The sequence below is a fragment of the Dactylosporangium sp. NPDC050688 genome, assembly GCF_040654515.1.
In the GTDB taxonomy this organism is placed as follows: Bacteria; Actinomycetota; Actinomycetes; order Mycobacteriales; family Micromonosporaceae; genus Dactylosporangium.
Map to the genome: position 1 here is coordinate 1 of NZ_JBFAIC010000043.1, position 26,502 is coordinate 26,502.

25 protein-coding genes are annotated in these 26,502 nt (G+C 70.1%); 23 read left to right on the forward strand and 2 right to left on the reverse strand.

From position 1 onward, the window contains the following. Positions 1-325 precede the first annotated feature (325 nt). Positions 326-700: a hypothetical protein gene (locus tag AB0H83_RS32465; RefSeq protein ID WP_360101865.1), complete on the reverse strand. Its 375-nt coding sequence runs from the start codon at positions 698-700 to the stop codon at positions 326-328. Here AB0H83_RS32465 and AB0H83_RS32470 point away from each other — a divergent pair. Continuing rightward, on the forward strand, positions 636-953 hold the full coding sequence (locus AB0H83_RS32470; protein ID WP_360101686.1) for a MarR family winged helix-turn-helix transcriptional regulator: 318 nt from the start codon (positions 636-638) through the stop codon (positions 951-953). The two genes, AB0H83_RS32465 and AB0H83_RS32470, sit on opposite strands and share 65 nt — an antisense overlap. A 211-nt stretch (positions 954-1,164) precedes the next feature. Here AB0H83_RS32470 and AB0H83_RS32475 read toward each other — a convergent pair whose 3' ends face one another. Continuing rightward, entirely contained in the window at positions 1,165-2,856 is a 1,692-nt protein-coding gene (locus AB0H83_RS32475) for an MmgE/PrpD family protein (RefSeq protein ID WP_360101688.1), read from the reverse strand. Positions 2,857-3,087: 231 nt separating this feature from the next. Here AB0H83_RS32475 and AB0H83_RS32480 point away from each other — a divergent pair, with 231 nt between their 5' ends. The 22 genes from AB0H83_RS32480 (at position 3,088) to AB0H83_RS32585 (ending at position 26,490) form a co-directional block, all read left to right on the forward strand. Next, positions 3,088-3,861 carry a hypothetical protein gene (locus tag AB0H83_RS32480; protein WP_360101690.1) on the forward strand — a complete coding sequence of 258 codons (774 nt, stop codon included), beginning with the start codon at positions 3,088-3,090 and terminating at the stop codon, positions 3,859-3,861. Between the two features lie 489 nt (positions 3,862-4,350). Beyond that, on the forward strand, positions 4,351-5,466 hold the full coding sequence (locus AB0H83_RS32485) for a nitrilase-related carbon-nitrogen hydrolase (RefSeq protein ID WP_360101692.1): 1,116 nt from the start codon (positions 4,351-4,353) through the stop codon (positions 5,464-5,466). A gap of 151 nt (positions 5,467-5,617) precedes the next feature. After that, positions 5,618-6,355 (forward strand): ABC transporter permease, encoded by a 738-nt coding sequence (locus AB0H83_RS32490; protein WP_360101694.1) that lies wholly within the window; start codon positions 5,618-5,620, stop codon positions 6,353-6,355. Between the two features lie 126 nt (positions 6,356-6,481). Then, positions 6,482-7,480 carry an ABC transporter substrate-binding protein gene (locus tag AB0H83_RS32495; RefSeq protein WP_360101696.1) on the forward strand — a complete coding sequence of 333 codons (999 nt, stop codon included), beginning with the start codon at positions 6,482-6,484 and terminating at the stop codon, positions 7,478-7,480. Then, positions 7,477-9,222: an FAD-dependent monooxygenase gene (locus tag AB0H83_RS32500; protein ID WP_360101698.1), complete on the forward strand. Its 1,746-nt coding sequence runs from the start codon at positions 7,477-7,479 to the stop codon at positions 9,220-9,222. Before AB0H83_RS32495 ends, AB0H83_RS32500 begins: the two co-directional genes overlap by 4 nt. Before the next feature lie 44 nt (positions 9,223-9,266). After that, a complete protein-coding gene (locus AB0H83_RS32505; RefSeq protein WP_360101700.1) occupies positions 9,267-10,046 on the forward strand; it encodes an ABC transporter ATP-binding protein in 780 nt (259 codons plus the stop codon). 46 nt (positions 10,047-10,092) lie between these two features. Further along, on the forward strand, positions 10,093-10,896 hold the full coding sequence (locus AB0H83_RS32510; RefSeq protein ID WP_360101702.1) for a cyclase family protein: 804 nt from the start codon (positions 10,093-10,095) through the stop codon (positions 10,894-10,896). A gap of 213 nt (positions 10,897-11,109) precedes the next feature. Next, complete coding sequence (locus tag AB0H83_RS32515) at positions 11,110-11,751, forward strand: flavin reductase family protein (protein ID WP_360101704.1); 642 nt, start codon at positions 11,110-11,112, stop codon at positions 11,749-11,751. 82 nt (positions 11,752-11,833) lie between these two features. Further along, a complete protein-coding gene (locus AB0H83_RS32520) occupies positions 11,834-12,337 on the forward strand; it encodes a hypothetical protein (protein ID WP_360101706.1) in 504 nt (167 codons plus the stop codon). Between the two features lie 100 nt (positions 12,338-12,437). Beyond that, the gene (locus tag AB0H83_RS32525) at positions 12,438-13,055 is read left to right on the forward strand and encodes an acyl-CoA dehydrogenase (RefSeq protein WP_360101708.1); all 618 of its coding nucleotides are present in this window, start codon (positions 12,438-12,440) and stop codon (positions 13,053-13,055) included. 421 nt (positions 13,056-13,476) lie between these two features. Further along, positions 13,477-14,523, forward strand: a complete 1,047-nt coding sequence (locus AB0H83_RS32530) for an alpha/beta hydrolase (RefSeq protein ID WP_360101710.1) — start codon at positions 13,477-13,479, stop codon at positions 14,521-14,523. 4 nt (positions 14,524-14,527) lie between these two features. Next, positions 14,528-15,661: a prolyl oligopeptidase family serine peptidase gene (locus tag AB0H83_RS32535; protein WP_360101712.1), complete on the forward strand. Its 1,134-nt coding sequence runs from the start codon at positions 14,528-14,530 to the stop codon at positions 15,659-15,661. Continuing rightward, complete coding sequence (locus tag AB0H83_RS32540; RefSeq protein ID WP_360101714.1) at positions 15,658-16,515, forward strand: carbon-nitrogen hydrolase family protein; 858 nt, start codon at positions 15,658-15,660, stop codon at positions 16,513-16,515. Before AB0H83_RS32535 ends, AB0H83_RS32540 begins: the two co-directional genes overlap by 4 nt. A gap of 4 nt (positions 16,516-16,519) precedes the next feature. Then, positions 16,520-18,112, forward strand: coding sequence for an ABC transporter substrate-binding protein (locus AB0H83_RS32545; protein ID WP_360101716.1), 1,593 nt, complete (start codon positions 16,520-16,522; stop codon positions 18,110-18,112). Positions 18,113-18,137: 25 nt separating this feature from the next. After that, on the forward strand, positions 18,138-19,145 hold the full coding sequence (locus AB0H83_RS32550) for an ABC transporter permease (RefSeq protein WP_360101718.1): 1,008 nt from the start codon (positions 18,138-18,140) through the stop codon (positions 19,143-19,145). Then, positions 19,142-20,038: an ABC transporter permease gene (locus AB0H83_RS32555; protein ID WP_360101720.1), complete on the forward strand. Its 897-nt coding sequence runs from the start codon at positions 19,142-19,144 to the stop codon at positions 20,036-20,038. The genes AB0H83_RS32550 and AB0H83_RS32555 overlap by 4 nt, the downstream gene beginning before the upstream one ends. Next, positions 20,035-20,985: an ABC transporter ATP-binding protein gene (locus tag AB0H83_RS32560; protein ID WP_360101722.1), complete on the forward strand. Its 951-nt coding sequence runs from the start codon at positions 20,035-20,037 to the stop codon at positions 20,983-20,985. The genes AB0H83_RS32555 and AB0H83_RS32560 overlap by 4 nt, the downstream gene beginning before the upstream one ends. Further along, positions 20,982-21,941, forward strand: coding sequence for an oligopeptide/dipeptide ABC transporter ATP-binding protein (locus AB0H83_RS32565; RefSeq protein ID WP_360101724.1), 960 nt, complete (start codon positions 20,982-20,984; stop codon positions 21,939-21,941). Before AB0H83_RS32560 ends, AB0H83_RS32565 begins: the two co-directional genes overlap by 4 nt. A 24-nt stretch (positions 21,942-21,965) precedes the next feature. Beyond that, entirely contained in the window at positions 21,966-22,913 is a 948-nt protein-coding gene (locus tag AB0H83_RS32570; RefSeq protein WP_360101726.1) for a thiamine pyrophosphate-dependent dehydrogenase E1 component subunit alpha, read from the forward strand. After that, positions 22,910-23,893, forward strand: a complete 984-nt coding sequence (locus tag AB0H83_RS32575) for an alpha-ketoacid dehydrogenase subunit beta (protein WP_360101728.1) — start codon at positions 22,910-22,912, stop codon at positions 23,891-23,893. The genes AB0H83_RS32570 and AB0H83_RS32575 overlap by 4 nt, the downstream gene beginning before the upstream one ends. Then, complete coding sequence (locus tag AB0H83_RS32580) at positions 23,890-25,254, forward strand: dihydrolipoamide acetyltransferase family protein (RefSeq protein ID WP_360101730.1); 1,365 nt, start codon at positions 23,890-23,892, stop codon at positions 25,252-25,254. The genes AB0H83_RS32575 and AB0H83_RS32580 overlap by 4 nt, the downstream gene beginning before the upstream one ends. A 45-nt stretch (positions 25,255-25,299) precedes the next feature. After that, positions 25,300-26,490: a M24 family metallopeptidase gene (locus AB0H83_RS32585; protein ID WP_360101732.1), complete on the forward strand. Its 1,191-nt coding sequence runs from the start codon at positions 25,300-25,302 to the stop codon at positions 26,488-26,490. Positions 26,491-26,502: the final 12 nt, after the last annotated feature.

Genomic DNA, 26,502 nt, shown 5'->3' on the forward strand with positions numbered 1-26,502 from the left:
GCAGGACCTGCGGGGCGCGTTCGAGACCCTGCGGCGGCACGGCAAGGCCGTCGTCGTCTCCGAGCCGGTCGGCTGGGAGTACGAGGCGGCGGCCGGTACCTCTCCGCCGGCGTGCTGCTGTGCGCCCCGCCCGGCCCGGCGGCCGCGCAGCAGGGTCACAAGCCGGCCGAACCGTGGAGCGCCACCTCACGCCGCCGGACGTACACCCCGCTGGCCTCGTGACCCGCTCGGTCCGGTCGAGTACCGCCTTCGTGTCGCTGCCGGAGTACTATGGCGCCGGCATAACGATCCTGTGTACGTATTTCTGGTGTGATACGTCAGGTTCTTAATGGGCGGCGGAGGGACGCACGTGAACGAGACCGAGATCGCGCTCGCGGCCTGGATGCAGAGTGGCCAGGACAGGGTCACCGACCAGAAGACCTATGTCCAGGCGGTCGCCACGGCGCGGTACGTGATCCGCAAGGTGATCCGGATCGTCGAGGACGCGGCCCGGGACCACGGCTTCGACCCCCTTGCGCACCAGGCGCTCATCCAGATCTTCGGGGTGATGGACGAGCCGCTGACGGTCAGCCAGCTCGCCGAACGCCTCGACGTGGTCCCCCGCGTTCGCCTCGCGGCTGATCCGCGACCTGGAGGTGCGCGGCCTGGTCGAGCGGCAGCGCACCGACCAGGACAAGCGGATGACCCGCGTGGTCGCCACCGCCAAGGTCGGCCCGGTCCTGGCCGAGATCAACGACCAGGTCGAGGCCCATACGGCGCTGTTCCACCGCCAGCTCACCGAGGACCAGCGCCAGGCGGTGCTCGTGGTGCTGGCGTTCTTCGTCGGCATCAAGGCCGGCTCCCCGATGGGTGAGAGCCTGCGCGCCAGCCTCCTCTCCCAGCCCGCCCCGGCGCAGGAGCACCCGGCGAAGCGCAACAAGGCGGCCCGGTCGTCCGCGCCGGCCCGACTGTGACGCATCAACCCCCTGGACCCGGCTTCCTGAAGTAGCTCACCTTGGTTGAGCGCCGGGCTCGTGACCGGTGCCGCCGGAGACCTGGGCGGGAGTGCGTCCTCGACCGTATTGCCTCGCGGGCTCAGGACGTCGTCGCACATGTCGGCCAGGACCAGGGCGGTGTGGCCGGGGTTGGCCTTCGCGGCCAGAGTCGGGAGGACCTCGGGGGCGCTCACGGCCGAACCGCCAGGGCGAAGAGGTCGGCTATCCGCTCTGCCTCGTCCAGCGCCATCACGGCCCGCCAGAGGTCTTCCGCGCGCTCGCCGAGCACCGGTCCTGCCAGTAGCCGGAACTTGTCGGCCAGTTGGGCGTCGGTCATCGGCGCCGCCACGCTGCCGGTGGCGTGCTCGACCACGAACAGGTGCCGGACGCCTTTCCGGTCCACGACCTCCACCCGGCACGCGTCCTTGGGCATCTGCGGGTCGGTCAGCACCTCGACCTTGCGGCGCAGGTCCACCACGGCGGCGTCGGTGGCGCGGGCGTCGCTGTACTGGGCCGGTCCGGCTCCTCCGTCCAACAGCCCGACGGCGAAGCAGTGGTAGACGGAGAACTTGCTCTGCAGCCCGTCGCGCGGCTCCGCGACGCCCATCACCTCCAGCACGACCGGCCGTACGGTGGCCACAACCCGTTCGATGTCGGCAGCAACCAGACCGGCGGCCCGGACCGCGATGGCGGCGTCGATGACGGGATGGCGGCTACCCACCTCCACGCCCGCCACCACACCGGCGAGCACGTCCACGCCGGGTGCCGCCGCCACCTGTGCGGCGGCCAGTGCCGCCGCCACCGCCGGCGCGCCCGGATGCAGGACGGTCCGCAGGTGCGTGTCGTCGAAGTCCTCCACGTGCATCGCGTACCCCATGAGCAGCGCCGCCGCGTACGGCGAAACCGGCTCGGCGCGCCCGAGCACGGCGGTGGTGCCGTACAGGTCCAGGTCCCGCAGGGTGGCGGCGACGAGCTCGACCGCAGGGTGGCCCGCCGCGTCGACGGCGAGCCCCACCACGTTGGCCAGGGTCCGCCGGCCCGCATGCCGCACCGGCTCCGGCAGGTCGTCGAGGCGTAGGGCGCTCGCGAAGTGGGCGAGCTGGTCGGTCAGGTCGTCTTCGCCGTCGCGGTCGGCCGGCTCGGCGGGGCGTTCCCAGGCGGCGGTCGCCGGCCGGCTGTCGAGCACGTGCCAGGTGGTGCCGAACCCGTCCAGCAGTCCGGCCGCGGCGTCGCGCTCGCCGTACGCGTGGAACAGTCCTCTGGGGCCCTCGACGGCTGTCGGGGAGCCGGTCACGCCGCGGCGGCCCAGGCTCGCGGCGAGCACGCCGGCCGCGGCGGCGAAGCCGGGGTGCAGGCGTCCCAGCGGGGTACCGGCGTGCACCTGGTGCCCACTGGTCAGGCTCGCCGAGATGGCGACGGCGGACGCGAGCTGGCCGGCGTCCGCGCCACCGGCGAGACCGGCCGCGACTGCCGCGCCGATCACGCCGACGCGGCCGGGGGCGTCCCACGCCGACGACACCGGGCCGTCGAGCGCCATCGCGAGCCGGTGGGCGACCTCCGCACCGATGAGCGCCGCCTCCGCGGCCCGATCGCCGCCGGGCTGCCCGGCCAGGGCGGCCGCGACGACTCGCCACTGCCAGCGCGCGTCGCAGGGGGCGTCCGCCGCGTATCGCAGCGCCCGGGTGAGCGGGTCGGCCGACCCGGCGTCCGCGCCGAAGGCAGCGTCGCGGATCGCGGCGTCCACCACGGCGTCCCCGCCGCAGGCCGTGCCGTCCCGGGGTTGGCAGGCCTCGAGGGCGGCGGTCGCGGCGGCGCGGGCCTCCTCCCCGAGCCCTTCCGTGGAGAGCCGGACTGCGAGGGTGGCGACCTGTGATGCAATCAATGAACACCCCTACCATAGCTCGATACCTAAGTCAGGTTAGCTACTCAGGCGCAATATGTCCATGCTCAGGCCGGCGCTCGGCCGTCCGTGGGCTGGCCGGTGCAGGCTCGGTCGCCACTGCCGGGGCTGGCCGTTCAGCCCGTGCGAAGCCGTGCCGGCGTGCGCTAAGTTCCCGATCATGTTGCTGTTGAGAGAACTCTGTTCCGCCCAGCGGTACGGTTGGGGGCTTCGATGAACGCACACCCGAGGTCCGGCGGCCTGATCCGCGTCGGAGTTGTCGTCCCGCCGGCGAATCCGACCGTCGAGCCGGAACTGCACCGGGTGCTGCCGTCCGACGTCGTCCCGCACGTCGCCCGGCTGCCCATCCTGCCCGGCCTGAGCATGGCCGACCGTCTGGCGCACTACGTCGATGACACGCTGCCTGCGCTGGACACCTTGCGAGGGCTCGAGCCGGAGGCGGCATTGGTGGCCTGCACCGGCTCCTCCTACCCCCTGGGGGCCGGCGGGGACGCGCGCTGGAGCCGCGACGCCGGCCAGCGGCTGGGTGCCGTGGTGGTCACCGCCGCCGGGGCGATCCGCACCGTGCTCTCCCGCCTCGGCGCCCGTTCGCTGGTGCTGCTGTCCCCGTACCCGTCCTGGCTGACGGAGCGGTGCGCGCTGTTCTGGGGGAGCGAGGGGTACGCCGTACGCGACGTGGTCGAGATCCCCGGCACCGGTGCGATCTACGACCTCGGCCCGGCCCAGGTGCAGGACGTGCTCGACCGGGTGCTCGACTCGGGCGTCTTCCCCGGTCCGGACGGTTCCGTGCTGCTCGTGGTCGGAACGGGAGCCCCGAGTCTGGAGGCGTTGGACCGGCGGGCCGGGGAGGTGGACGTCCCGATGCTCTCCTCGAACCTCGCTGGCGCGTGGGCGCTGCTGGACGCGGTCGGCCGTCCGGAGGCGGCCACGCGCTCGCCGAGCGCGGCGCTGCGACGCCTGCACGAGCGCCTCAGCACCCCGGCCTGAGTCCCGGGGGAACAGCGCCGCATCTCGCCGGCGGAACCAGGCAGTTACCGGGGACCGCACAGCGGAACGCGCGTCGCGGCGCACTCGGTGCCAGTGCGTCGCCGGCTCCGCTGGTTGCGTGGGTGCGTGCGTCCCGCGGGCGGTGAGTTCGGGGCCGCACCGACGTCGGGCGGCTACCTCATCATGACGGCAAATACCTGATCGGGGCCGGTTGCGGCAGGCTTCGCGCACCGGCGTCCCGGTTGGGGAAGATCGCCGGTCTGCTGTCGATCACGGCGACTGTCACGTCGCGATCGATGCGGAAGCCTTGACGGATCTCCAGACGAGCCCCTACCGTCACAGCAGCAGCAGATACGGCGTTCCCCATATCGGAACAACGCTTGCGCAATCAACCGGTAGGCATCCCGCTCCTTCTGAGCGAGCCGCTCACGGCTCGGGCCAACACCAGGTCCGGCGGAACCAACCAAGCTGAAGAAACGGGAGTGTGTCGTGGCCATCGCGCCTTACGGAGTCGCGTGCATCCAGTCCCCCATTCGCCAGATCACGGACGCGAACGACCGCGACGAGGTCATCCAGACGAACATCAACCGGATCCTGTCGCTGATCGACTACTCGACGGGACGCTTCGGCCGCGCCAAGCTGGCGCTGCTGCCCGAGTTCTCCTTGCAGGGCTACGACCACTTCGAGACGGTCGAGGAAATGACGGCCGTCTGCGTGACGATCCCCGGGCCGGAGATCGACCGGCTCAGCGCAGTCGCGGTGGAGAAGGGCATCTACATCGCCGGCAACGCCTTCGAGGTCGACCCCGACTGGCCTGGCCGCTGGTTCAACACCGCGTTCCTCATCGACGACCGCGGTGAGGTCATCCTGAAGTACCGGAAAATCCATTGCGGCAGCGTGACCGGCCGGGCCACGAACACCAGCCCCGGCGACGTGCTGTCCGAGTACCTGGACCGGTACGGGCTGGAGGGGCTGTTCCCGGTGGCGGACACGCCGCTGGGCCGGATCGGGATGATGGTTTGCTACGACGTCACCTTCCCCGAGGTGGCACGCTCGCTCATGATCCGTGGTGCGGAGCTGATCCTGCACCCGACCGGCGAGCCGTACGGCGCGCACCGGCCGGCGTGGCGGCGCGCGAAGGCGACCCGGGCCTACGAGAACAAGGTCTACCTCGCGTCGGCCAACCACGCGGCGTACTACGCAAAGACCGATGAGGGCATCTGGACCGACGCGCCGGATCTGGCGTTCGCGCAACGCCAGAGCACACTGATCCCGCCGAGCATGCGTTCGCACGGGCATTCCGAGGTCATCGATTTCAACGGCACGACGATCGCGGAGATCGGCGGGCCGGGTGAGGCCACGGTGATCGGCACCATCGATATCGAACGTCTGCGTTTCGAGCGCAACAGCATGGGCCTGAACTTCGCGGCACAGCTGATGCCGGAGATGTTCGCGCATGTGTACCAGAGCGCACGGCACCGTCCGGTCGACATGTGGAAGGACTCTCCCATCCAGCACTGGCAGGAAGGGCGGGAACTGCTCCGCAAGTCGATCGACGGACTACGTGAACGGGGCAGCATCATGCCGTCCATCTACAGCGCTTAGCCCGGATTTGAAGGCCGGTGTACTGAACGGAGCTCGCATGGCATCAACGTCCGCTGTGTATCCGAAGTCTGCGGCTCCGGCCCGAAAGGGCGGACGCTGGCGGGCTCTGGTAAGATATCCGCGGTTCTCGTGGATCTCCACACCGGTCCTGGTGATCCTTTTCATCGCCGCGTGGGACCTGTACGTGGTCATCACCGATATGTCGAAGTTCGTCCTGCCCCGGCCCAAAGAGGTCGCGGTGGCGTTCGGTGAGCAGATTACCACGCCCTATGTCTGGACCGGCCACATCTGGACGACGTTCTACGAGATCGTGTTCGGCCTGCTCCTGGCGTGTGTCCTCGGCATTCCCCTGGGCTTCTTCATCGGCAAGTGGGAGCTGCTGGAGCGGATGACCCGTCCGTTCCTGGTGGCTTCCCAGGTCGTACCGATGATTGCATTGATCCCGCTCTTCCTGCTGTGGTTCGGCTTCGGGTCGTTCTCGAAAGTCGTCATCGCCGCGCTGAGCGCGTTCTTCCCCTTCCTCATCAACACGGCTTTCGGTGTCAGGTCGATCCCGAAGTCGCTCAACGAGCTGATGGTGTCGCTGAAGGCGAGCCAATGGGAGCGGTTCCGCAAGCTGGAGCTGCCCTACACGCTCGCCTACACCATGGCCGGAGCCCAGTTGGCCATCGTCACGGCGACGATCGGTGTGATCGTCGGCCAGTACCTCGGCGGCAACGAGGGGCTCGGCCGGTATCTCGTGATGCTGCAGAACGACCTGCAGATCGCCCGCGTGTTCGGTGCGATCATCATGATCGCGCTCCTTGGTTTCCTTCTCTACTCGGCCATCATCGCGGTGAACCGTGTCCTGGTCCCGTGGCACGACTCGGTCAGAAGCTCCCGGCGCTAAGCGTCTGGACCAAGAGGTCGCGGTTCGCGACGAGAGGGTGCAGTCATGTCTCAGCACAGATTCCTTCAGAACAGCACGAGCAACGGTCCGGCTCCTTCCGTCTTTTCCCGTCGGCGGTTCCTCGGCATGGGCGCCGCGGGGCTCATGGCGGTCCCGCTCCTGTCCGCCTGCGGTGACGAGGATTCGCCGGCCGATCCGAACGCGGCGGCGCTCGTCAAGCAGATCGTCATGGCCCCGGCCGACTTCAGTGTCAGCTTCCTCGACATGCTCGTGACCGGGCATCAGGGCTTCTTCGCCAAAGAAGGCATCAACGCCGACCTGCAGAGCGGGACGGGCAGCTCGTCGGCACTCCAGGCGATCATCGGCGGCGTCGCCCACTACACGAGGGCCGGCCGGACCGCGCTACCGGCGATCATCAACGAGGGCGCTCCCCTCAAGGTGATCGGGACCGTGCAGCACAGCGACATCTGGGAGATCGGCTCGCTCAGCAAGAAGCCGATCGCCGAACCGGGCGCACTGCGCGGCAAGCGGATCGGCGTGGCGTCCGAGGGCGGCGCCACCGAGCAACTGGTGCACCTGCTGGCCGAGTCCGCCGGTGTCAAGCGCGACGAGATCAAGCTGGTCGTGGTGGGCGCCGGGGCCGCCGGATACCAGTTCATGCTCAAGGGCGACGTCGACGGCTGGATCGTGCACAACTACGTCCGCAAGGCCATCGAGGAGGAGTCCGGCGAGAAGCTCACGGTACTCAAACCGGAGGACCACGTCCGCCTGGCCGGTTCCTCGTGGACGATGGCGTCCAAGACCGACATCGGCGACGTCCCGGTCCGGTTCCTGCGCGCACTGCTGAACGGGATGAAGTTCGCCGCGGACGAGAAGAACCGCGGCGCCGTCTTCGATGCCCTGCAGAAGTACAACGCGGAGGCGAAGCGCAAGACCTTCGACGAGCAGTTCCCGGCCCAGCTCGCGACGTGGACGGCCAACAAGGGCGAGAGCGGGATGCTCGACCTCATCGAGGAGGACTGGGTCTCGACGGTCAAGCTGATGCACAGCGCCGGCATGATCAAGCGGATCGCCGACCCGAAGGAGTTCCTGGACCGGTCCTACATCGACAAGGCCAAGGCGTGAACGCTCCTGCGAACCGGGCGCCGGCCGGCGGCAAGCCCCTCGGGGGTCCGGTGCTCGACGTACCGGTGCTGATCGCCGGCGGCGGGCCGGTCGGCCTGTCGCTGGCGACCGAGCTGGCCCGGCGGGGAATCGCCTGCGCCGTCGTCGAGACCCGTGAGTCGGAGACCGAGCATCCCAAGGCGACGCTCGTCGGTGCCCGGACCATGGAGCTGTTCCGCAGATGGGGGATCGCCGGCGCGGTCGAGGACGCCGCGATCCCCCCGGACCATCCGTACTTCATCGTGTTCGCCACCGAACTGGCCAAGCACGAGCTGCACCGCTTCCGGTCGGCGTCCCGGGCCGAGATGCGCGGTGGCGCGGACAGCCACCGTTTCCCCGAGGTCGACTGGTCCCCGTACGGCAAGACGCAGATCGGTCAGCAGGCGCTGGAGCCGATCCTGCGCTCCCACCTCAGCGGGTACGAGGCCGCCAAGACGTTCTACGGCTGGACCCTGACCGAGTTCACCCAGGACGCCTCCGGGGTCGAGGCGGTCATCGAGCACCGTTCCGGCGCCCGGCGGCGGGTCCGCTCGCGAGTGCTGGTCGGCTGCGACGGCGGACGCAGCGTCGTCCGCAAAGCGCTCGGCGTGCGCTTCGTCGGGCGGGGAGCCATGCGGGACAACGTCAGCTTCCTCTTCCGCTGCCCGGACTTCATCGACGTGCACGGGCGTGGGCTGGCGAACCTGTACTTCACCCTGCACCCCGACAGCTTCGGCGTCTTCACCGCGATCGACGGTAGCGATCTGTGGAACTACCAGTACTACTTCCTCGACCCGAGCAAGTCGACCCGGGAATTGGACGCGGCCGACGTGCTGGCCAAGGCGGTCGGCAAGCCGTTCGACTTCGAGCTGCTCAAGGTCACCCACTGGAAGCATTACCAGTCGGTGGCGAACCGGTGGCGGGTGGGCAACGTCTTCCTGGCGGGGGACGCGGCACACCTGTTCGTACCGACCGGCGGCCTGGGCATGAACACCGGCATCGGCGATGCCTGGGACCTGGCCTGGAAGCTCGACGGGTATCTCACCGGCTGGGCCGGGGAGCACCTGCTGGACAGCTACGAGACGGAACGCAAGCCGATCGCGATCCGCAACGGCCTGCTCTCGGCGATGAACTCCGACCGGCTCGACATCGTGATGGCCGAGACGGACCGGGCGGTACTGGCTCCGGGGCCGGAGGGCGAGGCGGCGCGCACCGAACTGCGCGGCAAGGCCGAGTGGGTGTCCCGCCAGTTCAACAGCGCAGGGTTGCACCTGGGGTACCGCTACTCGCGTTCCCCGATCTGCGTGGCCGACGGGACGCCGGAACCTCCGGACGACCCGACGCGGGTGGTCCAGTCGAGCTGGCCCGGTTGCCGGGCGCCGCACGCGTGGGACGGCGAGGGGGTCAGCACGCTGGACTACCTCGGCGACCAGTTCACTCTGGTCATCGCCCCGGACGCCGACGAGGCTCCGGCCGAGCCGCTGTTGTCGGCGGCTCGCGCCGCAGGTCTGCCGATCAGCTCCGCGCGCCTGCGCACCGGCGCCGCCGCGGCCCTGTTCGAGCGCCGGTACGTGCTGGTCCGCCCGGACGGGCACGTCGCCTGGCGCGGGGACACCGTGCCGGCCCGTCCGGACGAGGTCGTCGAGGTCGTTCGCGGTGCCCGGCCTGGACTGCTCCCGAGCGTGCCCGCGCCCGTACCTGACCGCGTCGGCAGCACCGTCTGACCCGCAACCGCATCGCGACCTGGGAGACCGAAGCAATGAAGCTCATGTCCGTTCACGGCGCCAACAAGACGTTCAACCCTGGGACCGACCGTGAGGTTCGCGCTCTCGCCAACGTCGACCTCACGATTGAGGAGGGTGAGTTCCTGGTCCTGCTCGGGCCGTCAGGGTGTGGCAAGACGACGCTGCTGCGGCTGCTGGGTGGGCTCGAGGCGCCCAGCTCGGGGTCGATCGAGTTCGAAAGCTCGTCGAGTATCCACCAGGACCGCAGCCCCATCGGTTTCGTATTCCAGGAAGCGACGCTGATGCCGTGGCGTACCGCGCTGGGCAACGTCGAGCTGTCCGCCGAGCTGTCCGGGATCCCGGCGGCCGAGCGGCGCGAACGCGGGTTGGCGCTGCTGAATCTGGTCGGGCTGAACAACTTCGCGGACAAGTACCCCCGCGAGCTCTCCGGCGGCATGCAGCAGCGCGTGTCGCTGGCGCGGGCCCTGGCGCACGACCCGCCGCTGCTGCTCATGGACGAGCCGTTCGGCGCGCTGGATGCGCAGACCCGCGACGCGATGAACGTCGAACTGCAGCGCATTTGGTTGGAGAGTCGCAAGACCGCCGTCTTCGTCACGCACTCGATCCAGGAAGCGGTGTTCCTCGCCGACCGGATCGTGCTGATGGCCACCTCGCCCGGGCACATCCAGTCAATCACAGAGGTCAACTTCCCCCGGCCGCGGTCCATCGAGATGGTCGAGGAACCGGAGTTCCGGGAGATCGCCCGGAAGCTCCGGATCGAGATGGGCGCCGCTCATGACCGAGCCGCCACACTCGGCGGATGAGCGGGCACCGGGCCATGGTCGCCGGAACGTTCGGGGGTAGGAGACAGTGAAGCTTTGGCAGGCGCTGCGGGAGGCCCGGGTCGTCGACCTCGCCCACGAGCTGCGGCGCGGCATCCCGGTGTCGCCGAACCATCCGGCGTTTCAGCTCGCGCTGTTGCGGCGTCACGGCGACATGATGCGGCCGGACGGCGGGTCGGCGGCCAACGAGGTCATCGTGATGGGTGGTCACGTCGGCACGCATCTGGACGCGCTGGCGCACGTGTCGCAGGACGGCCGGTTGCACGGCGGCGTCGTGGCCGACGAGGTGACCAGCCACACCGGCTTCGCGGTGCACGGCGTCGACTCGTTCGAGCCGCTGACGTGCCGGGGCATCATGCTGGACATCGCCGCGCTGCACGGCGTCGAGGTCCTGCCCGACGACTACGTGGTCACGGCCGAGGACCTGGCCGCGGCGGAAGAACGGGCCGGCGTCACGGTCCAGGCCGGGGACGCCGTGCTGATCCGCAGCGGCTGGTCGGCCCATTACACCGATCCCGCCCGCTTCCTCGGCCAGGTCGGCGGGGCGCCTGGTCCAGGCCCGGCAGCGGCCGAATGGCTCGCCACCCGCCGCGTCGCCGTCACCGGCGCCGAGACGATCGCGTACGAGGCAATCGCGCCGGGTGCCGGCCACGCCACGCTGCCGGTACACCGGATCCTGCTGGTCGAGGCGGGCATCAACATCGTCGAAGTGATGGACCTGAGCCGGCTCGCCGAGACGGGCGCGGCCGAGTTCGGGTTCGTGCTGGCCCCGCTCAAGCTCGTGGGCGCCACCGGTTCCCCGGTGCGCCCGCTGGCACTGCTCACGTCATGAGCACGGCCGGCTGAACCGTCAGTGAGCGGAGCGCGCGGCAGGCACCTCGTCCTGGTGGACCAGGCGACGTGTTCCTGCGTGGCGCGCCGGTCCTTCGGGACGGCGCGATCGTCGGTGAGCCCCGCGGCCGCTTCGTCGCCCGCCCGAACGCCGCGCCGGCGACGAGCTGACAGCGGAATCTGCTCGACCGAGCCGTGATATTTGACTGAAGACTTGGGGGACACCTTGGCGATGGTGTCGGCCGGCGACTCGCCGGGAAATTTCAAGGAGGCGATGCGCCGCCATGCCAGCGGCGTCACGCTCATCACCACGCACTCCGCCGACCGGTCACCGATCGGCATGACGGCAACCGCGTTCAGTTCGGTCTCGATGAATCCACGGCTCGTCCTGATCTGCCTGCACCACGAGACCCGGACGTACGAACGACTGCTGCGCTCGGGGTACTTCGGAGTCAACCTCCTCGTCTCCGGCGCGGAGCCGATCTCGGACCACTGCTCGCGACCGGGCGGCACGAAGGTGCTGCCACCCGAGTGGCTCCTCTCCGGTCCGCAGTGGACAGCTCCGGCGGTGAAGGGCTCGCTCGCCTTCCTCGACTGCGAGATCTACCGGTGCTTTCCGGCCGGTAGCCACTACATCGTCGTCGGCCGGGTCCGGGGGATCGGCCTGGCCGAGCAGCCGTGGGACACCGCCGACCCGGCCGGCGACCCGGCCGGTCCGCTCTTGTACTTCCAGGGCGCCTACCACGCGCTCCAGTCGCCGCAGGCCCCGGCCGCACAGAACATCTCCGCCACCGCGGATCCCGTTGGCGCAGCCGCACAGCCGGCCCGGCCGGCGACGGCGGGTGGTGTGTCATGACCGACGAGGCGAACCGTGACCGGCTGACGTCTGCGTCGCCGGTGACGGGTCTTCGGAGCGCCCCGCGCGGAAGGGAACGGATGTGAACAGCTCGCAGATCACGCTGCTCCGGGCTCCGCTCGACGAAATCGTGGCCGCCGGGCCGGGAGAGCGGTACGTGGCGGACGACGACACCGGGTCCGGCATGGCGCTGCTGCATCCGGGGGCGGTGGGCGGGCTGGAGTGCGATCTGGTCTACCACTCCGGTCCGGTGGCGCAGGCGACGGCCTACCTGCTGATGGTCAGCTTCGCCGTGCCGCCGGAGGCGCTGCCGGCCTTCGACGACTGGTACGACAGCGAACACTCGCCGCTGCTGCTGAACGCGCCGTCGTGGTTGCGCATCCGGCGCCTGTACGCCCCTGGGGTACAGCCCGGGGAACACAACTGCTTCGTCCTGCACGATCTCGCGGACCTCGACGTGCTCGACGGACCGGACCGGAAGGCGGCCCAGCGGGGGCCGAAGCGGGCCGTCATCGCGGAGCAGCCCTGGTACGTCACCTCCCGGCGGTGCCGGTACACCCCGTACATCGACGGACCCCGCGCTTGACCGGTGCGTCAACGGCCGCGATCACGACCGGATCGCGGCATGGTCACCGAGGAGCTGGCGCGCGGCTGGATGAGCCTGGCGGGCGCGATGGGGGCACACCGTGGTGGCCAAGCTGCTGTTGGCCTTCGGCACGGACGAGCAGCGAGCGCGGCACCTGCCCGACATGGCGACCGGCGCGATGCGGGCCACGATGGCCCTGACCGAACCGGGCGGCGGCTCGGACCTGCAGGCCATGACGACCACGGCGCGCCGGGCCGGTGAACACTACGTGATCACCGGCGCGAAGACCTGGATTACCAATGCGCGGCGCTCGCGGCTCATCGCACTGCTGTGCAAGACCGACCCCGCGGCGGTGCCCACCCATCGCGGGGTGAGCCTCCTGCTTGTCGAACACGGGCCGGGACTCGTCGTCTCCCGGGACCTGTCCAGGCTTGGGTACAAAGGGGTCGAGAGCTGCGAGCTGTCGTTCGACGGGTACGTCGCGCCGGCGGACGCCGTGGTGGGCGGTGAGCCCGGGCACGGCTTCGCGCAGATGATGACCGGGCTGGAGACCGGGCGCATCCAGGTGGCCGCCCGGGCGCTCAGCGTCGGGCGGGCCGCGTTCGAGGACGCGCTGCGCTATGCGCAGGATCGTCGAGCCGGGATCGTAGGAGCGGGACGCGTCGAAGTGGCGACCTGCTCCAAGATGCCGCCGTTGGCCACGTCCGGATCGTGGTAGCCGGCGTTTCCAGTTCCAGTTCCAGTTCCAGTTCCAGTGTCTGGGTATGCCGCCGAGGACGACCTGCGCATCGAGCCGCTCCGGGTCGGTGCCGTGCTCCGCTTCGGGCCGACACATTCTGCGAGCCGCCGCTCGACCCGACCCGCGGCAGCCGGTCCGCACCCTCCTGGAGTGGCGGTGCGCGCCTTGCATACCGCGCGACTCAGAACGTTCCGCTCAGCGGAACGATGCCGACGATCCGCGCCGTTTACGTCCGGAATTACCCTGTCCGCTACCTCAACGTGCAAAGTTTTTGCACGTTGTGGCTGGACCTACCCTTGATCACGCGGATATGGTCTTCGAAACCGCGTACCTCTCAGTGGAACGGTGGTCGTACATGCGGAATGGTTGGGTGTTGGACCGCCTATTGCGGTCCGGTGGGTTGGACGTACTGTGGCCCGACGTCACCGGCACGTTGCTGGAGATGGGGTTTCAGCACGCCGACATCCAGCGGGCCATGGGCGGGGTCAAGCACCTGGCCGCGATGCCCCGAGCGTGGCACCGGCTCGGCCGGCAGCACCTGCGGCGCGCCGAGGACGAGCTTGCCAAGGGCCACACCCTGACCGCCGCGGAGACCTACCACCGCGCGGCCGGCTGCTTCGTGCGGGCCCGGTGGGGCTTCACCGGCGAAGAGCGCACCGAGGTGTACCGCGAACTCGACGCCGCCTACGACAAGGTCATCGAACTCGGCCCCGACCGGATCGAGCGGGTCGTCGTGAACAACGTTCCAGGGCTCCTGCACCTGCCGGACGGGCCCGGCCCACACCCGGCGGTCGTGCTCTACCCGGGCATGGACATGACCAAGGAGTACCTGCCGGTGCCCGGCCGCAACATCTTCGCCGAGCGCGGACTCGCCGTGCTGGTGCTCGACCCGCCCGGCCACGGAGCCGCGCTGCAGCGGGGCGTACATCTGCGGGAGCGCAACGCCGAGCAGGCCGGCAGCGCCGCGGTCGACCTGCTGCAGACCCGGCCCGAGGTGGATCCGGACCGGATCGGCGTGTTCGGCATCAGCCTCGGCTCCTACTTCGCGGCGTCGCTGTGCACGCTGGAGCCGCGGATCCGGGCAGGCGTGTCGTTCGAGGGCGGCGTGTTCTACGACAAGGTCCGGTTCATCCAGGAGTCGCAGCCGACGTTCGGCGTGCAGCTCGCCCAGATGACCGGCCTGACCGGCGACGCGCTGCACGAAGTGCTGCGCGGCATGACGATGGACGGCCGTGAAGGCCAGGTCACCGTCCCCTACCTGATCGCTACCGGTGAGGAGGACGAACTCTGCCCGCTCGCCGACGTGGAGCGCCTGCACGCCGGGCTCGGCGGACCGAAACACCTGATCGTCCATGAGGGCGAGAACCACGTGCTCGGCGGCGTCGCCCACGAAGCCCTGCGCGAGTGCGTCGACTGGCTGACCGACAACCTGAGCAAGAAGGACTGACACCATGCAGGAACGATGGGTCCTCGACCGGCTGCTCAGGGCGGGCGGTCTCGACGTCCTCTGGCCCGACGTCATGGGCACGCTGCTGGAGATGGGCTTCAACCACACCGACATCACCCGCACCATGGGCAAGGTCCGCACCATGTCGGCCATGCCCAAGCTGTGGTACCAGACGGCACTGCACCACGAGGCGCGTGCGGCCGACGAGCTCCGCAAGGGACACACGCTCACCGCGGCGGAGACCTATCACCGCGCTGTGCTCGGCCTGGCCCGAGCGCGGTGGGGCATGTTCGCCGACACCGCCGGCAAGGTCGCGCTCTACCAGCGGCTCAACGACGACTACGACATGGTCATCGAGCACGGTCACGGCCGCATCGAGCGGGTCACCGCCGGTGACTGCGCCGGGCTCCTGCACCTGCCGGACGGGCCCGGCCCGCACCCGGCGGTCGTGCTGTACCCCGGCATGGACATGACCAAGGAGTACCTGCCGGTGCCCGGACGCAACGTCTTCGCCGAGCGCGGGATCGCCGTGCTCGCCCTCGACCCGCCCGGCCACGGGTTCAGCGCGCTGCAGGGCATCAAGCTCACCGCTCGCAACGTCGAGGAGACCGGATCCCGGGCCATCGACCTGCTCACCGCCCGCGCGGACATCGACGCCGCCCGGGTCGGTGTCTTCGGGATCGGCACCGGCGGCTACTTCGGCTTCTCGCTGGCGGCTCAGGACAACCGGGTCATGGCGGTGGCAGGGGTCGAAGGCGGGTTCTTCTACGACAACGTGCAGATGCTCGCGGACGAGCCCCCGAGCCGCCGGGCCCGCCTGGGCTACATGACCGGACTCGACGGCGCCGCGTTCGACGAGCTGATGACCGAGGTGTCGATCGCCGGCCGGGAGAAGCTCATCACCTGCCCGTCGATGTTCCTGGTCGGCGAGTGGGACGAACTGACCCCGCCGGCCGAGGCCCGCCGCCTCGCCGAGGCGGTGAGCGGCCCGATCGAGGTGCGCATCTACGAGGACGAGGGCCATGTGCTCGGCGGCGTGATGCACGAGGCCATGCGGGCCGCCGTCGACTGGCTGGCCGACCGGTTCGCCGGCCGGACCCCGGTGTCCACCGTCGACATCGTCGCGGCGTACACGTGAACGCCTCGGTCGACGTCGCCGTCGTCACCACCCCGACCGTCTTCGGCGACGGGGCCCGCGAACGGAACCTTGCCATCGCCAGGGAACAGACCCTGCGTGCCGCGGACGCCGGCGCCCAGTTCGTCGTGTTCCCGGAGAGCTTTCCCGGCCCGTGGCGCCGCCCGATCGACTGGACCCCGGTCGAGGAGATGACCGCGCTGGCCGGCGAGGCCGGGGTGCACCTCGTCACCGGGTTCGCCGAGCCGGTCGACGGCTCCACCGACCGCGCCTGGAACTCGCTGCTGCTCGCCGGGCCGGACGGCACCGAGATCGGCCGGTACCGGCGCACCTCGCCGTCGCACGCCCCCTGGGTGTACCGCGGCGGTATCCACTGGGACTTCGACTGGGTGACCAGCGACGACCTCCCGGTCTTCGACACCACGTTCGGCCCGGTCGGGCTGCTCGTGTGCAGTGAGATCTACGTGCCCGAACTGGCCCGGATCCTCGCGCTCAAAGGCGCTGAGCTGATCGTGATGCCCGCCGGCCTCACCGGGCCTGGGCGGCTGTTCGACACCTGGCGGACCCTCGGGTTCGCCCGCGCCATCGAAAACCTCGCCGGCACCGCGATCTGTTCCAACATCGCCGGCCCGGGCCGGGGCGGCCTCGCGATGATCTGCTCACCCGAGGAGATCCTCGTGGAGAGCACCGAACCCGGCATCCACCACGCCCGGGTCGACCTCGACCGGATCCGGTGGCTGCGCGAGCAGCAGGACCGGCTGATCGATTCCTCTGTAGAACGCCCCTGGCGCACCAAACCGGGCACGCTGCGCGACTGGCGCCGGCCCGAAGTCATCGAATCTTACGGAAAGAAGTGACCCGATGCGCAAGCGTGCATTGACCGCGGCCGGGACCGCGGTCGCCTTACTCGCCGCGGCCGGCTGCTCCGGAGCCGACGACAAGGCCGGCGGCGGCGCCGAGAACCGCACCATGGTCGTCGCGGCCAGCAGCGTGCCGGCCGGCTTCGACGGCGACGTGCTGCAACCCGGCTCGCAGGCGGCCGTCACCCAGCTCAACGAGCCCCTCGTCGACTTCGCGGCCAGCGAGCCCAACGAGTCCGGCGCCCGGCAGGTCCAGGGCGACAAGGTCGAGCCGCGGCTGGCCGAGTCCTGGGAGACCTCCGCCGACGGCCTCACCTACACCTTCAGCCTCAGGCAGGGCGTGAAGAGCGCCCGAGGCAACACCCTCACCGCCGACGACGTCAAGTGGAGCTGGGACAAGTCGATCGCGCAGAAGCGCACCGGCAACTTCATCGCCACCGCGACCAACGTCAAGAGCATCGAGGTGGTCGACCCCCAGCACGTGAAGTTCACGCTGTCGGCGCCGAGCCCGGTGTTCCTGCGAGCGCTCGCCCTCTACGTGCCCAACATCTACGACTCGACCGAGATGAAGAAGCACGCCACCGCCGCTGACCCGTGGGCCCTGGAGTGGCTGAAGACCAACCATGCCGGCTTCGGCGCCTACCAGCTGGAGAGCCTGCAGGCCGGCACGCAGGCGGTGTTCACCGCCAACCCGAACTTCTACCGCGGCCAGCCGTACTTCACCAAGGTCATCTACCGTGAGGTGCCGGACTCGTCGAACCGGGTGCAGTTGCTCCAGCGCGGTGAGGTCGACTGGATCGAGGACCCCACGCCCAAGCAGCTGCAGGACCTCGCCGCGGTGAAGTCGGTCAAGGTGCGCTCGGTCGTCGGTAACCTGCAGGTGCGGGCGCTGATGAATCCGAACTTCCCGCCGTTTGACAACCCTCTGGTCCGGCAGGCGGTCAACCACGCGGTCGACCGGGACGCGATCAAGAACGCGGTGTTCTACGGCTTCGGCCAGGCCCCGACCGGCTCGGTGCCGCCGGGCTTCCAGTGCGCCACCAACGTGCCGCTCTACGACACCAACTTCGACAAGGCCAAGCAGCTCATGACCCAGGCCGGGTTCCCCAACGGGGTCGACGTCGAGCTGACCTACTCCGACTACAACGTCTGGGACGAAGCGCTCTCCGTCCAGCTCAAGGCATCGCTGGAGAAGGTCGGCATCCGGGCGTCGCTGAAGAAGATCCCGAGCGCTGACATGCTCGCCCGCTCCGCGATCGGCAAGCGCGACCTGCCGTTCTTCGTCCTCTTCGAGCAGACCCAGATCCCCGACGCCGGTTACAGCCTGGCGCTGTCCTCGGTGCCGACCGGCTCGGCCGACCGGAACAACTACAACAACCCGCAGCTCGTCGACCTGGTCAAGCGAGCCAACGCGACCACCGACGAGTCGGTCCGCTGTGGCCTGCTCGAGCAGGCGCAGAAGCTCCACATGCAGGACGCGACCTGGGCCAACGTCTGGCTCCCCGGCGCCTACGGCGTCATGAAGTCCGACATCCAGGGCTGGGTCTGGCACGCGGAGCAGCAGCCCCGCTGGCACGACCTCAAGCGCGGCTGAGCACACCGAGACAGAGGAGCTGACAATGCTGCGCTGGCTGGTCCGGCGGTTGCTGGTGGTTGCCCCGTTGCTGCTCGGCATCGTGCTGGTCACGTTCGTGCTGATCCGCACCGGCGACGCCAACCCAGCGGTGCTCATCGCAGGGCCGGAGGCCGACGCCGAGCAGATCAGGGCCGTCGAGGAGCAACTGCATCTCGACGAACCGATCCTGGTTCAGTTCGGTTACTACCTGCGCAGCCTCGTCACCGGTGATCTCGGGGTGTCCTGGGTGAGCAACCGCCCTGTCACCACCGAGATCGCCGAACGGCTCCCGGCAACCCTGGAGCTGGTCGTGATCGGCATGGTCCTGTCGGTCGTCGTCGGCACCGCGATCGGGTTCGTCTCCGCGTTGCGGCACAACAAGGCCACCGATCATGTGGCACGGGTCGTGACGCTCGGCGGCATCTCGATGCCGATCTTCTGGGTGGGGCTGCTGCTGATCTTCGTGTTCGCCTTCCAGCTCGGCTGGGTGCCCTCACCGATCGGCCGGCTCAGCCTGCTCGACACCCCGCCCGAGGACGTCACCGGCTTCCTGCTGGTCGACAGCCTCCTCGCCGGGCAGTTCGACATCTTCAAGTCCGCACTGTGGCACCTGGTGCTGCCGGTCGTCACGATCGTCGTCGTGGCCGGCAGCACCATCGCCAAGCAGGCCCGTTCGTCGCTGCTGGAAGTGCTCGGCACCGACGCGATCCGCTATGGACGTGCCCAGGGCCTGTCCAACACCCGGATCCGGCTGATGGTGCTGCAGCTTGGCCTGCCGACCATCATTACCTTCTCCGCGCTCACCTTCGGCTTCGTGCTCGGCGGGTCCGCGCTGGTCGAGACGATCTTCTCGTGGGGCGGCCTGGGACAGGCCGGCATCGGCGCGGTCACCGACGTCGACTTCGCGTTGGTGCAGGGATACGTGCTCACGCTGGCCGTCGTCTCCGTCCTGGTCTACCTCGTCGCCGACATCCTGGTGAGCCTCATCGACAAGAGGACGGTGCTGCGATGACCACCCTCGATCCGCCCGACTCCGTCGCCGGCGGACCAGTGGCACGCGTCGACGCGCCCGTCGTGGTGAAGCGACGCCGGCGGCGACTGCCGGTGCTCGGCATCGTCGGGGCGGTCATCGTCGCCGTCTACGTGCTCGTGGCGGTCTTCGCGCCGTTGCTCGCCCCGCACTCGCCCACCGAGGGATTCAGCGACCACATCCTCAGCCCGCCCGGCGGTGACTTCCCGCTCGGCACCGACTCCAACGGCATGGACGTGCTGTCGCGGGTGCTCTACGCCGCCCGGCTCGACCTGGTCATCGCCGTCGCCGCGGTGGCCCTGTCGATCGTGGCCGGTGCGGTGCTCGGGCTGATCGTCGGCTATCGCGGCGGGTGGCTGGACACCGTGATCATGCGCGCCGCCGACGTGTTCCAGGCCTTCCCGATCCTCGTGCTCGCGCTGGCCCTGCTGGCCGCCGCGCAGGGCTCCCTCGCCAGCGTCATCCTGGTCATCGCCCTGGTCGACACGCCGGTCTTCCTGCGCCTGGTGCGCAGCGAGACCATCCAGATCAAGCAGAAGACCTACGTCGAGGCGGCGCAGTCGGTGGGCAACCCGACGTGGCGGCTGCTCGTCCGGCACATCCTGCCCAACGCGATCCCGCCGGTCATCGTGCAGAGCGCCGTGCGGCTCGCCTGGTCGGTGAACATCGTCGCCTCCCTCGCGTTCGTCGGTGTCGGCATCCAGGTGCCCACCCCCGAGTGGGGCTCGATGATCAAAGTCGGTGCGCAGTACGTGAGTACCGGCGAGTGGTGGCCCTACACGGTCCCGGGCATCGCCATCCTGGTGCTCACCCTCGGCTTCAACCTGCTGGCCGACGGCCTTCAGGACCACCTCGACCCGCGGAGGCGGAAGTGAGCCACAGCCTCCTGTGTGTCCGCGACCTCGCCATGCACATCGACGCCGACGGCCAGACCTACAGCGCGCTCAACGGGGTCACCTTCGAGGTCCGCCGCGGCGAGATCTACGGCCTGATCGGCGAGACCGGCGCCGGCAAGTCGCTCACCGCCTGGTCGGTGCTCGGCATGCCGCCGGCCGGCGGCCGGATCACCGCTGGCTCCATCGAGCTGGGCGGCACCGAGCTCGTCGGACTGCCCGACGACCGCTACCGCAAACTGCGCGGCAACGAACTGTCGCTGGTGGTGCAGAATCCGAAAGGCTCCCTGCACCCGCTGCGCACCGTCGGCCGGCAGATCGCCGCCGTGCGCCGCCAGCACCGCGGCGGCAGCCGCCAGGAGGCGATGGCCCGCGCCGTGCAGGCCCTCGAGGACGTCGGTGTGCCCGACCCCGCCCGCCGGGCCAAGGCGCTGCCGCACGAGCTGAGCGGTGGCATGGCCCAGCGGGTGCTCATCGCCGCCGCCATGGTCAACGAGCCCGGCCTGATCATCGCCGACGAGCCGACGACCGGCCTCGACGTGACCGTGCAGGCGCAGATCCTCGAACTGCTCCGCGACAAGGTCGATCAGCAGGGCGTGTCCATCCTGCTGATCACCCACGACCTCGGTGTCGTCGCACGGTTCTGCGACCGGGTCGGCGTGATGTTCGCCGGCCGGATCGTCGAGGAGGGCTCGAGCGCCGAGCTGTTCGCCGACCCGCGTCACCCCTACACCCGGCGGCTCCTGCAGCGTGACGCCGACGCCGCGGACCTCGGCCTCCCACCGAACCTCACGAACCTGCCGCAGGGCTGCCACTACGCCTACCGGTGCCCGTTCGCCGCCGACATCTGCCGCACCCCGGTGCCCGAGCAGCACAAGGACGGGCGCCGCGCACTGTGTCACTTCCCGCACGAGGAGGCCAGCGGATGACGGTGCAGGTCACAGGTCTCGTCAAGACCTTCCGGACGTCCCAGGGCGACCTCCGCGCGGTCGACGACGTGACGTTCACCATCCCCAGTGGACAGACACTCGGGCTGGTGGGGGAGAGCGGCTCGGGCAAGTCGACGGTGGGCCGCTGCCTGTTGCGGCTGGTCGAGCCGACCGCCGGGACGCTCCGCTTCGGCGACACCGACCCGCTGACCCTGCGTCCCAAGGAACTGCGGGCGTGGCGAGCGCGCAGCGGCATGGTGTTCCAGGACCCCTACGAATCACTCAACCCGCGGATGACCGTCGCGACGCTGCTCACCGAGCCGCTGCGGCTGCACACCGACCGCGACAAGCAGGGCCGCCGTGCGCGCGCCGGTGAGCTGATGGACCTGGTGAGGCTGGAGAGCCGGCACCTCGACCGCTACCCACACGAGCTGAGCGGCGGGCAGCTCCAGCGGGTCGGCATCGCCCGGGCGCTCGCGACCGACCCGGATTTCCTGGTGCTCGACGAGCCGACCTCGTCGCTGGACCTGTCGGTGCGCACCGGAATCCTCGCGCTGTTGCGCAGCGTGCAGGCCGAACTCGGCGTCACCTACCTGCTCATCTCGCACGACCTGGACACCGTCGCGGCCTACTGCCACGACGTGGCCGTCATGTACCTGGGCAAGCTCGTGGAGACCGGGCCGACCGCCGACGTCTTCGGCCGGCCGCAGCACCCCTACACGCAGGCGCTGCTGTCAGCGGTGCTGCCCCCCGACCCGTCCGACCGCCGCCCCCGGATCCGGCTGCGCGGCGAGATCCCCAGCCCGCTCGACCCGCCGCCCGGATGCCGGTTCTCCACGCGATGCCCACTGGTGCGCGACGACTGTCTGGAGGAGCACCCCGCGCTGCGGGGGGATTCGCACCGGGTGGCGTGCGTGCGCGCCGACGACCACACGAACCTCATAGCCGCACGCTGAAACAGGCACCGTGAAAGGCGAAGCATGCACAGCGAGTTAGCGCTCTACCGGACGATGACGCTGATCCGGGAGTTCGAGGAGTACTCGATCGACATCTACAAGCGTGGCCACCTACCGGGCCTGGTGCACGCCTCCAGCGGCCAGGAGGCCGTCTCGGCCGGCGTGATCAGCGTGCTGGCGGAGCGTGACTACCTGACCAGCACCCATCGCGGGCACGGGCACTGCATCGCCCGCGGCGTGCCGGTCGACGCGGTGATGCTGGAGATCATGGGCCGGGTCGATGGCTGCTGCCGCGGCAAGGGCGGCTCGATGCACGTGGCCGACTTCAGCCGCGGCATGCTCGGCGCCAACGGCATCGTCGGCGGCGGTGCCGGCATCGCACTCGGGGCGGCGTTCTCCGCCAAGTACCGCGGCAGCGATGCCGTCAGTGTGGTCTTCCTCGGCGACGGCTCGATGAACCAGGGTGTCGTCGCCGAGACGATGAACATGGCCGCGCTGTGGCAGCTGCCGCTCATCTACGTCTGCGAGAACAACGGCGTCGTGGAGTACAGCCGGTTGGAGGAGGTCGCCGCCGGCCGTCTGGTCAACCGGGCCCGGCCCTACGGCATTCCGTCGTTCACCGTCGACGGCCAAGACGTCGCCACTGTCGTGGCCGCGACCACGGACGCCGTCGAGCGTGCCCGCCGCGGCGACGGCCCCACCTACCTGGACATGGCCACCTTCCGCTACCACGGCCACCACGTCGCCGAGACCGACCACAGCTACCGCCTCGATCACGAGATCGACGAGTGGCGCAAGAAGGATCCGCTGCTCATCCTCGCCGACCGCCTGCTGTCCGCCGGTATCGCCGAGCAGGCCGATCTGGACGAGATCACTGCCGCGGCCGCGGCCGAGGTCCGCGCCTCGCACGAACGCAGCAGGCAGGCACCCGAACCCGACATGGCCGAGCTCTACACCGGGGTGTACGCATGAGCGGTGACCGTAACCTCACCATGCTGCAGGCCATCAACGAGGCCCTGACACAGCTCCTCGAGGACGACGAACGGGTCTTCATCATCGGTGAGGACATCGGCCGGCACGGCGGCTCGTTCCAGGCCACCGTCGGCCTGCAGGCCAAGTTCGGCGCTCGGCGGGTCGTCGACGCGCCCATCTCCGAGGCCGGCTTCACCGGGCTCGCCGTCGGCGCCGCGCTCACCGGGCTCCGGCCGATCGTCGACCTGATGTTCGCCGACTTCATCACCCTCGCCATGGACCAGCTCGTCAATCAGGCTGCCAAGTACCGCTACATGACGGGCGGCCAGGCCAGTGTGCCGCTGGTCATCCGGGCCGCCCAGGGCGCCGGGCAGTCCAGCGCCGCCCAGCACTCCCAGCTGGTGCAGGCGATGGTCGCCAACGTCCCCGGCCTCAAGCTGGTGCTGCCGGCGACCCCGCACGACGCGAAGGGTCTGCTCATCGCCGCCGTCCGTGATCCGAACCCGGTGATCGTGCTGGAGCCGAAGATGGCGTACGGCCGTAAGGGCCACGTGCCGGAGGAGCTGTACGAGGTGCCGCTGGGCGTGGCGAACGTCTGCCGGCCCGGCGACGACGTCACCGTCGTGGCGACCTCGGCCATGGTGCATCCCGCTCTGCAGGCCGCGTCGGCGCTCGCCGAGGAGGGCATCTCGGTTGAGGTGATCGACCCGCGGACCCTGGTGCCGCTCGACGCGGACACCATCGTCGCCTCGGTCAGCCGTACCGGCCGTGCCGTCGTCGTCGACGAGGCCCCGCGCAGCTACGGCATCACTGGTGAACTGGCCGCGACGATCGCCGAGGGCGCGTTCGACTTCCTGCAGGCACCGGTGCGGCGGGTGTGCGCACCGGACGTGCCGGTGCCGTTCAGCCCCCGCCTGGAGAAGGCCGTCATCCCTGGGGTGGCCGAGATCGTCAACGCTGTGAGAGGGGTCCTGGCGTGAGCATCGAGGTGTACCTGCCGCGGATCGGCTCGACCACGATGTCGTCGGGGATCGTGGTCGCGTGGCTCGTCGAGGAGGGCGAGCAGGTCGAGGCCGATCAGCCACTGGTGGAGATCGAGACCGACAAGACCAACATCGAGGTGCCGTCGCCGGGCGCGGGTGTACTGCTGCGCATCGTGGCGAAGCCGGGCGACGAGGTGCCGGTGGGCGACACGATCGGCTACATCGGTGCTCCCGGCGAAGTGGTGACCGATCCCGGCGTACCCGCACCGCCGGCCCCCGCCGCCATGACGCCCCCGTTGGTGGAGCCGGTCGAGACCACCACGGTTGCGCCGGGGCCGGCCGACTCGGTGCGGGCGGTTCCCGCCGCCCGCCGGCGCGCCGCCGAGCTGGGGGTGGACATCGCGTCGGTGCGGGGGACGGGACCGAACGGGCGGGTGCGGGTGCAGGACGTCGTGGCGGCGTCGTCGTCTCTGCCGCAGGCGTTGGCCGACACCAGCGTGGTGCAGCCCAAGGCGCAGCCGCCGGTCGAGACGGGCACGGCGGACGCCACGGGCGCGGTGCAGCCCAAAGCGCAGACGCCGGTCGAACCGGGCACGGCGGGCACTGCGCTCGACGCTCGCCGGCTGCGGGTCCGGCGCGCCACCGCCCGCCGGATGGCCGAGTCGTCCGGCCAGGTCGCCGCCGTCACACTCACCCGCGAGGTCGACCTCACTGCCACCCTGGCGGCCATCGCCGAACTGCGGAGGGCAGACGACGCGACCCGTTCGAAGGCCGAGAAGAAGTCCGGCAAGAAGTCCGGCAAGAAGGGCGGCAAGAAGGGCGGCAAGACGGCCCGGAAGAACGCCTCCGGCCCCGGGGTGCTGGACCTCGTCATGGTCGCCTCAGCCACCGCGCTGCTACGCCACCCGGAGGTCAACGCCGCGTACTCCGTCGAGAGCGGGGTCGTGCCCAGCGACGGCGTGCACCTCGGCTTCGCCGTGCAGACCGACGCCGGCCTCTTCGTGCCAACCCTCCGCGACGCCGCCGGGCTGGCCCCGGTCGAGCTGTGGCAGCGCCGCCGCGAGCTCACCGGGCGGGCCCTGACCGACACGCTCGGGCCGGACGAGCTGGGCGGATCGTCGTTCACCGTGTCGAACCTGGGGCCGTTCGGCGTCGACGTCTTCACGCCGATCGTCAACCTGCCGGAGGTGGCCGTCCTCGGGGTCGGGCGCACCAGGCAGGGCGTCATCGGCGTCGATGGGATGCCGGTGGTACGTCCGCTGATGTGGTTGTCGCTGACCTTCGATCACCGCGCCATCGACGGTGCGCCGGCGGCGGCCTTCCTGGGGGACGTGGCCGCCCTGCTCGAACACGCCTGACCCCGTTTCGCTCAAGGGAACATTGTTCCGAAAAGAGGACTCTTCATGCTGTGCAATCTTGATCGGCTACGCGCCGCGATGCGCCGTGAGGGCGTCGCCGGCATCGTCGCCACGACCTTCGAGCACGTGCTCTACCTCAGCGACTTCGGCAACCCGCTGCCGTACCAGACCGGCACCGCCGCGGCCGCGCTGATTCCCGCCGACGAGCATGCCCCGGCGACGCTGATCGTCGGCATGCCCTACATCGCGCACCTCGCCGAGGAGCCGACCTGGATGCCCAACGTCGAGGTGTTCGGCTCGATCGGCATTGAGAAGAACCCCGATGTCGTGCTCGTCGCACCCGAGGCCGACGTGCTCGCCGGCATGGAGAAGCTGCGCGTGCACAAGTCCCTCGCCGCCGGGGTCGCCGCGGCCCTCGCCGACGCCGGGCTCGGCGCCGCGACCGTCGCCTTCGAGGCGCCGGCCTTCGCGGCCACGCTGCCCGGCTGGTCCGGCAGCGCCGTGCCCGGCCTGGGCATCCTCACCGAGGCCCGGCTCATCAAGACACCCGACGAGATCGCCCGCCTGCGCACCGCCTGCACGCTCAACGAAACCGCCTTCGACGCGGCCGCCGCCCTGCTCACCGCGGGGGCCTCCTGGAAGGACGTCACCCTCGCCTGGCGCGGCGCGTGGGCACTCGGTGGCGGCACCCCCGGATTCTGGGGCAGCGGCGCCGGCGGGCACGCCTCGCAGTTCTACCCGATCCTCACCGACTACCCGGTCCGCGCCGGCGATCTGGTGCGGTGGGAAGGCGGCGGCTGGTACGAAGGCTACTGGGCTGACTCCGGGCGCAGCGCCGTCGTGTCGGCCGAGCCGTCCGAGCGCGCCCTGGCCTACGTCGCCGCGCTCAACGCCGGAGCCGAGACCGCCCGCACCCTCATCCGTCCGGGTGCGACCGGCGACGAGATCTGCGGCGCCGTGCTGGCCGCCATCCGGGCCGGCGGGACGCCCAACTTCCCCGCCTCCAATGTGTGGGGCCACGGCATCGGACTCAACCTCAACGAAAACCCGCGCATCCGCCCCGGTGTCCCCGGCACCCTGCAGCCCGGCATGGTCGTCTGCTTCGAGACGCCCTACTTCGAGCTCGGCTGGGGCGGCCTGCAGGTCGAGGACACCTATCTCATCACCGAGGACGGCAACGAACGGCTCACCTTCGCCGACCGTGGCCTTCTCGTCACCGGCAGCATGCCGGTCTGAAACAGGGGATAC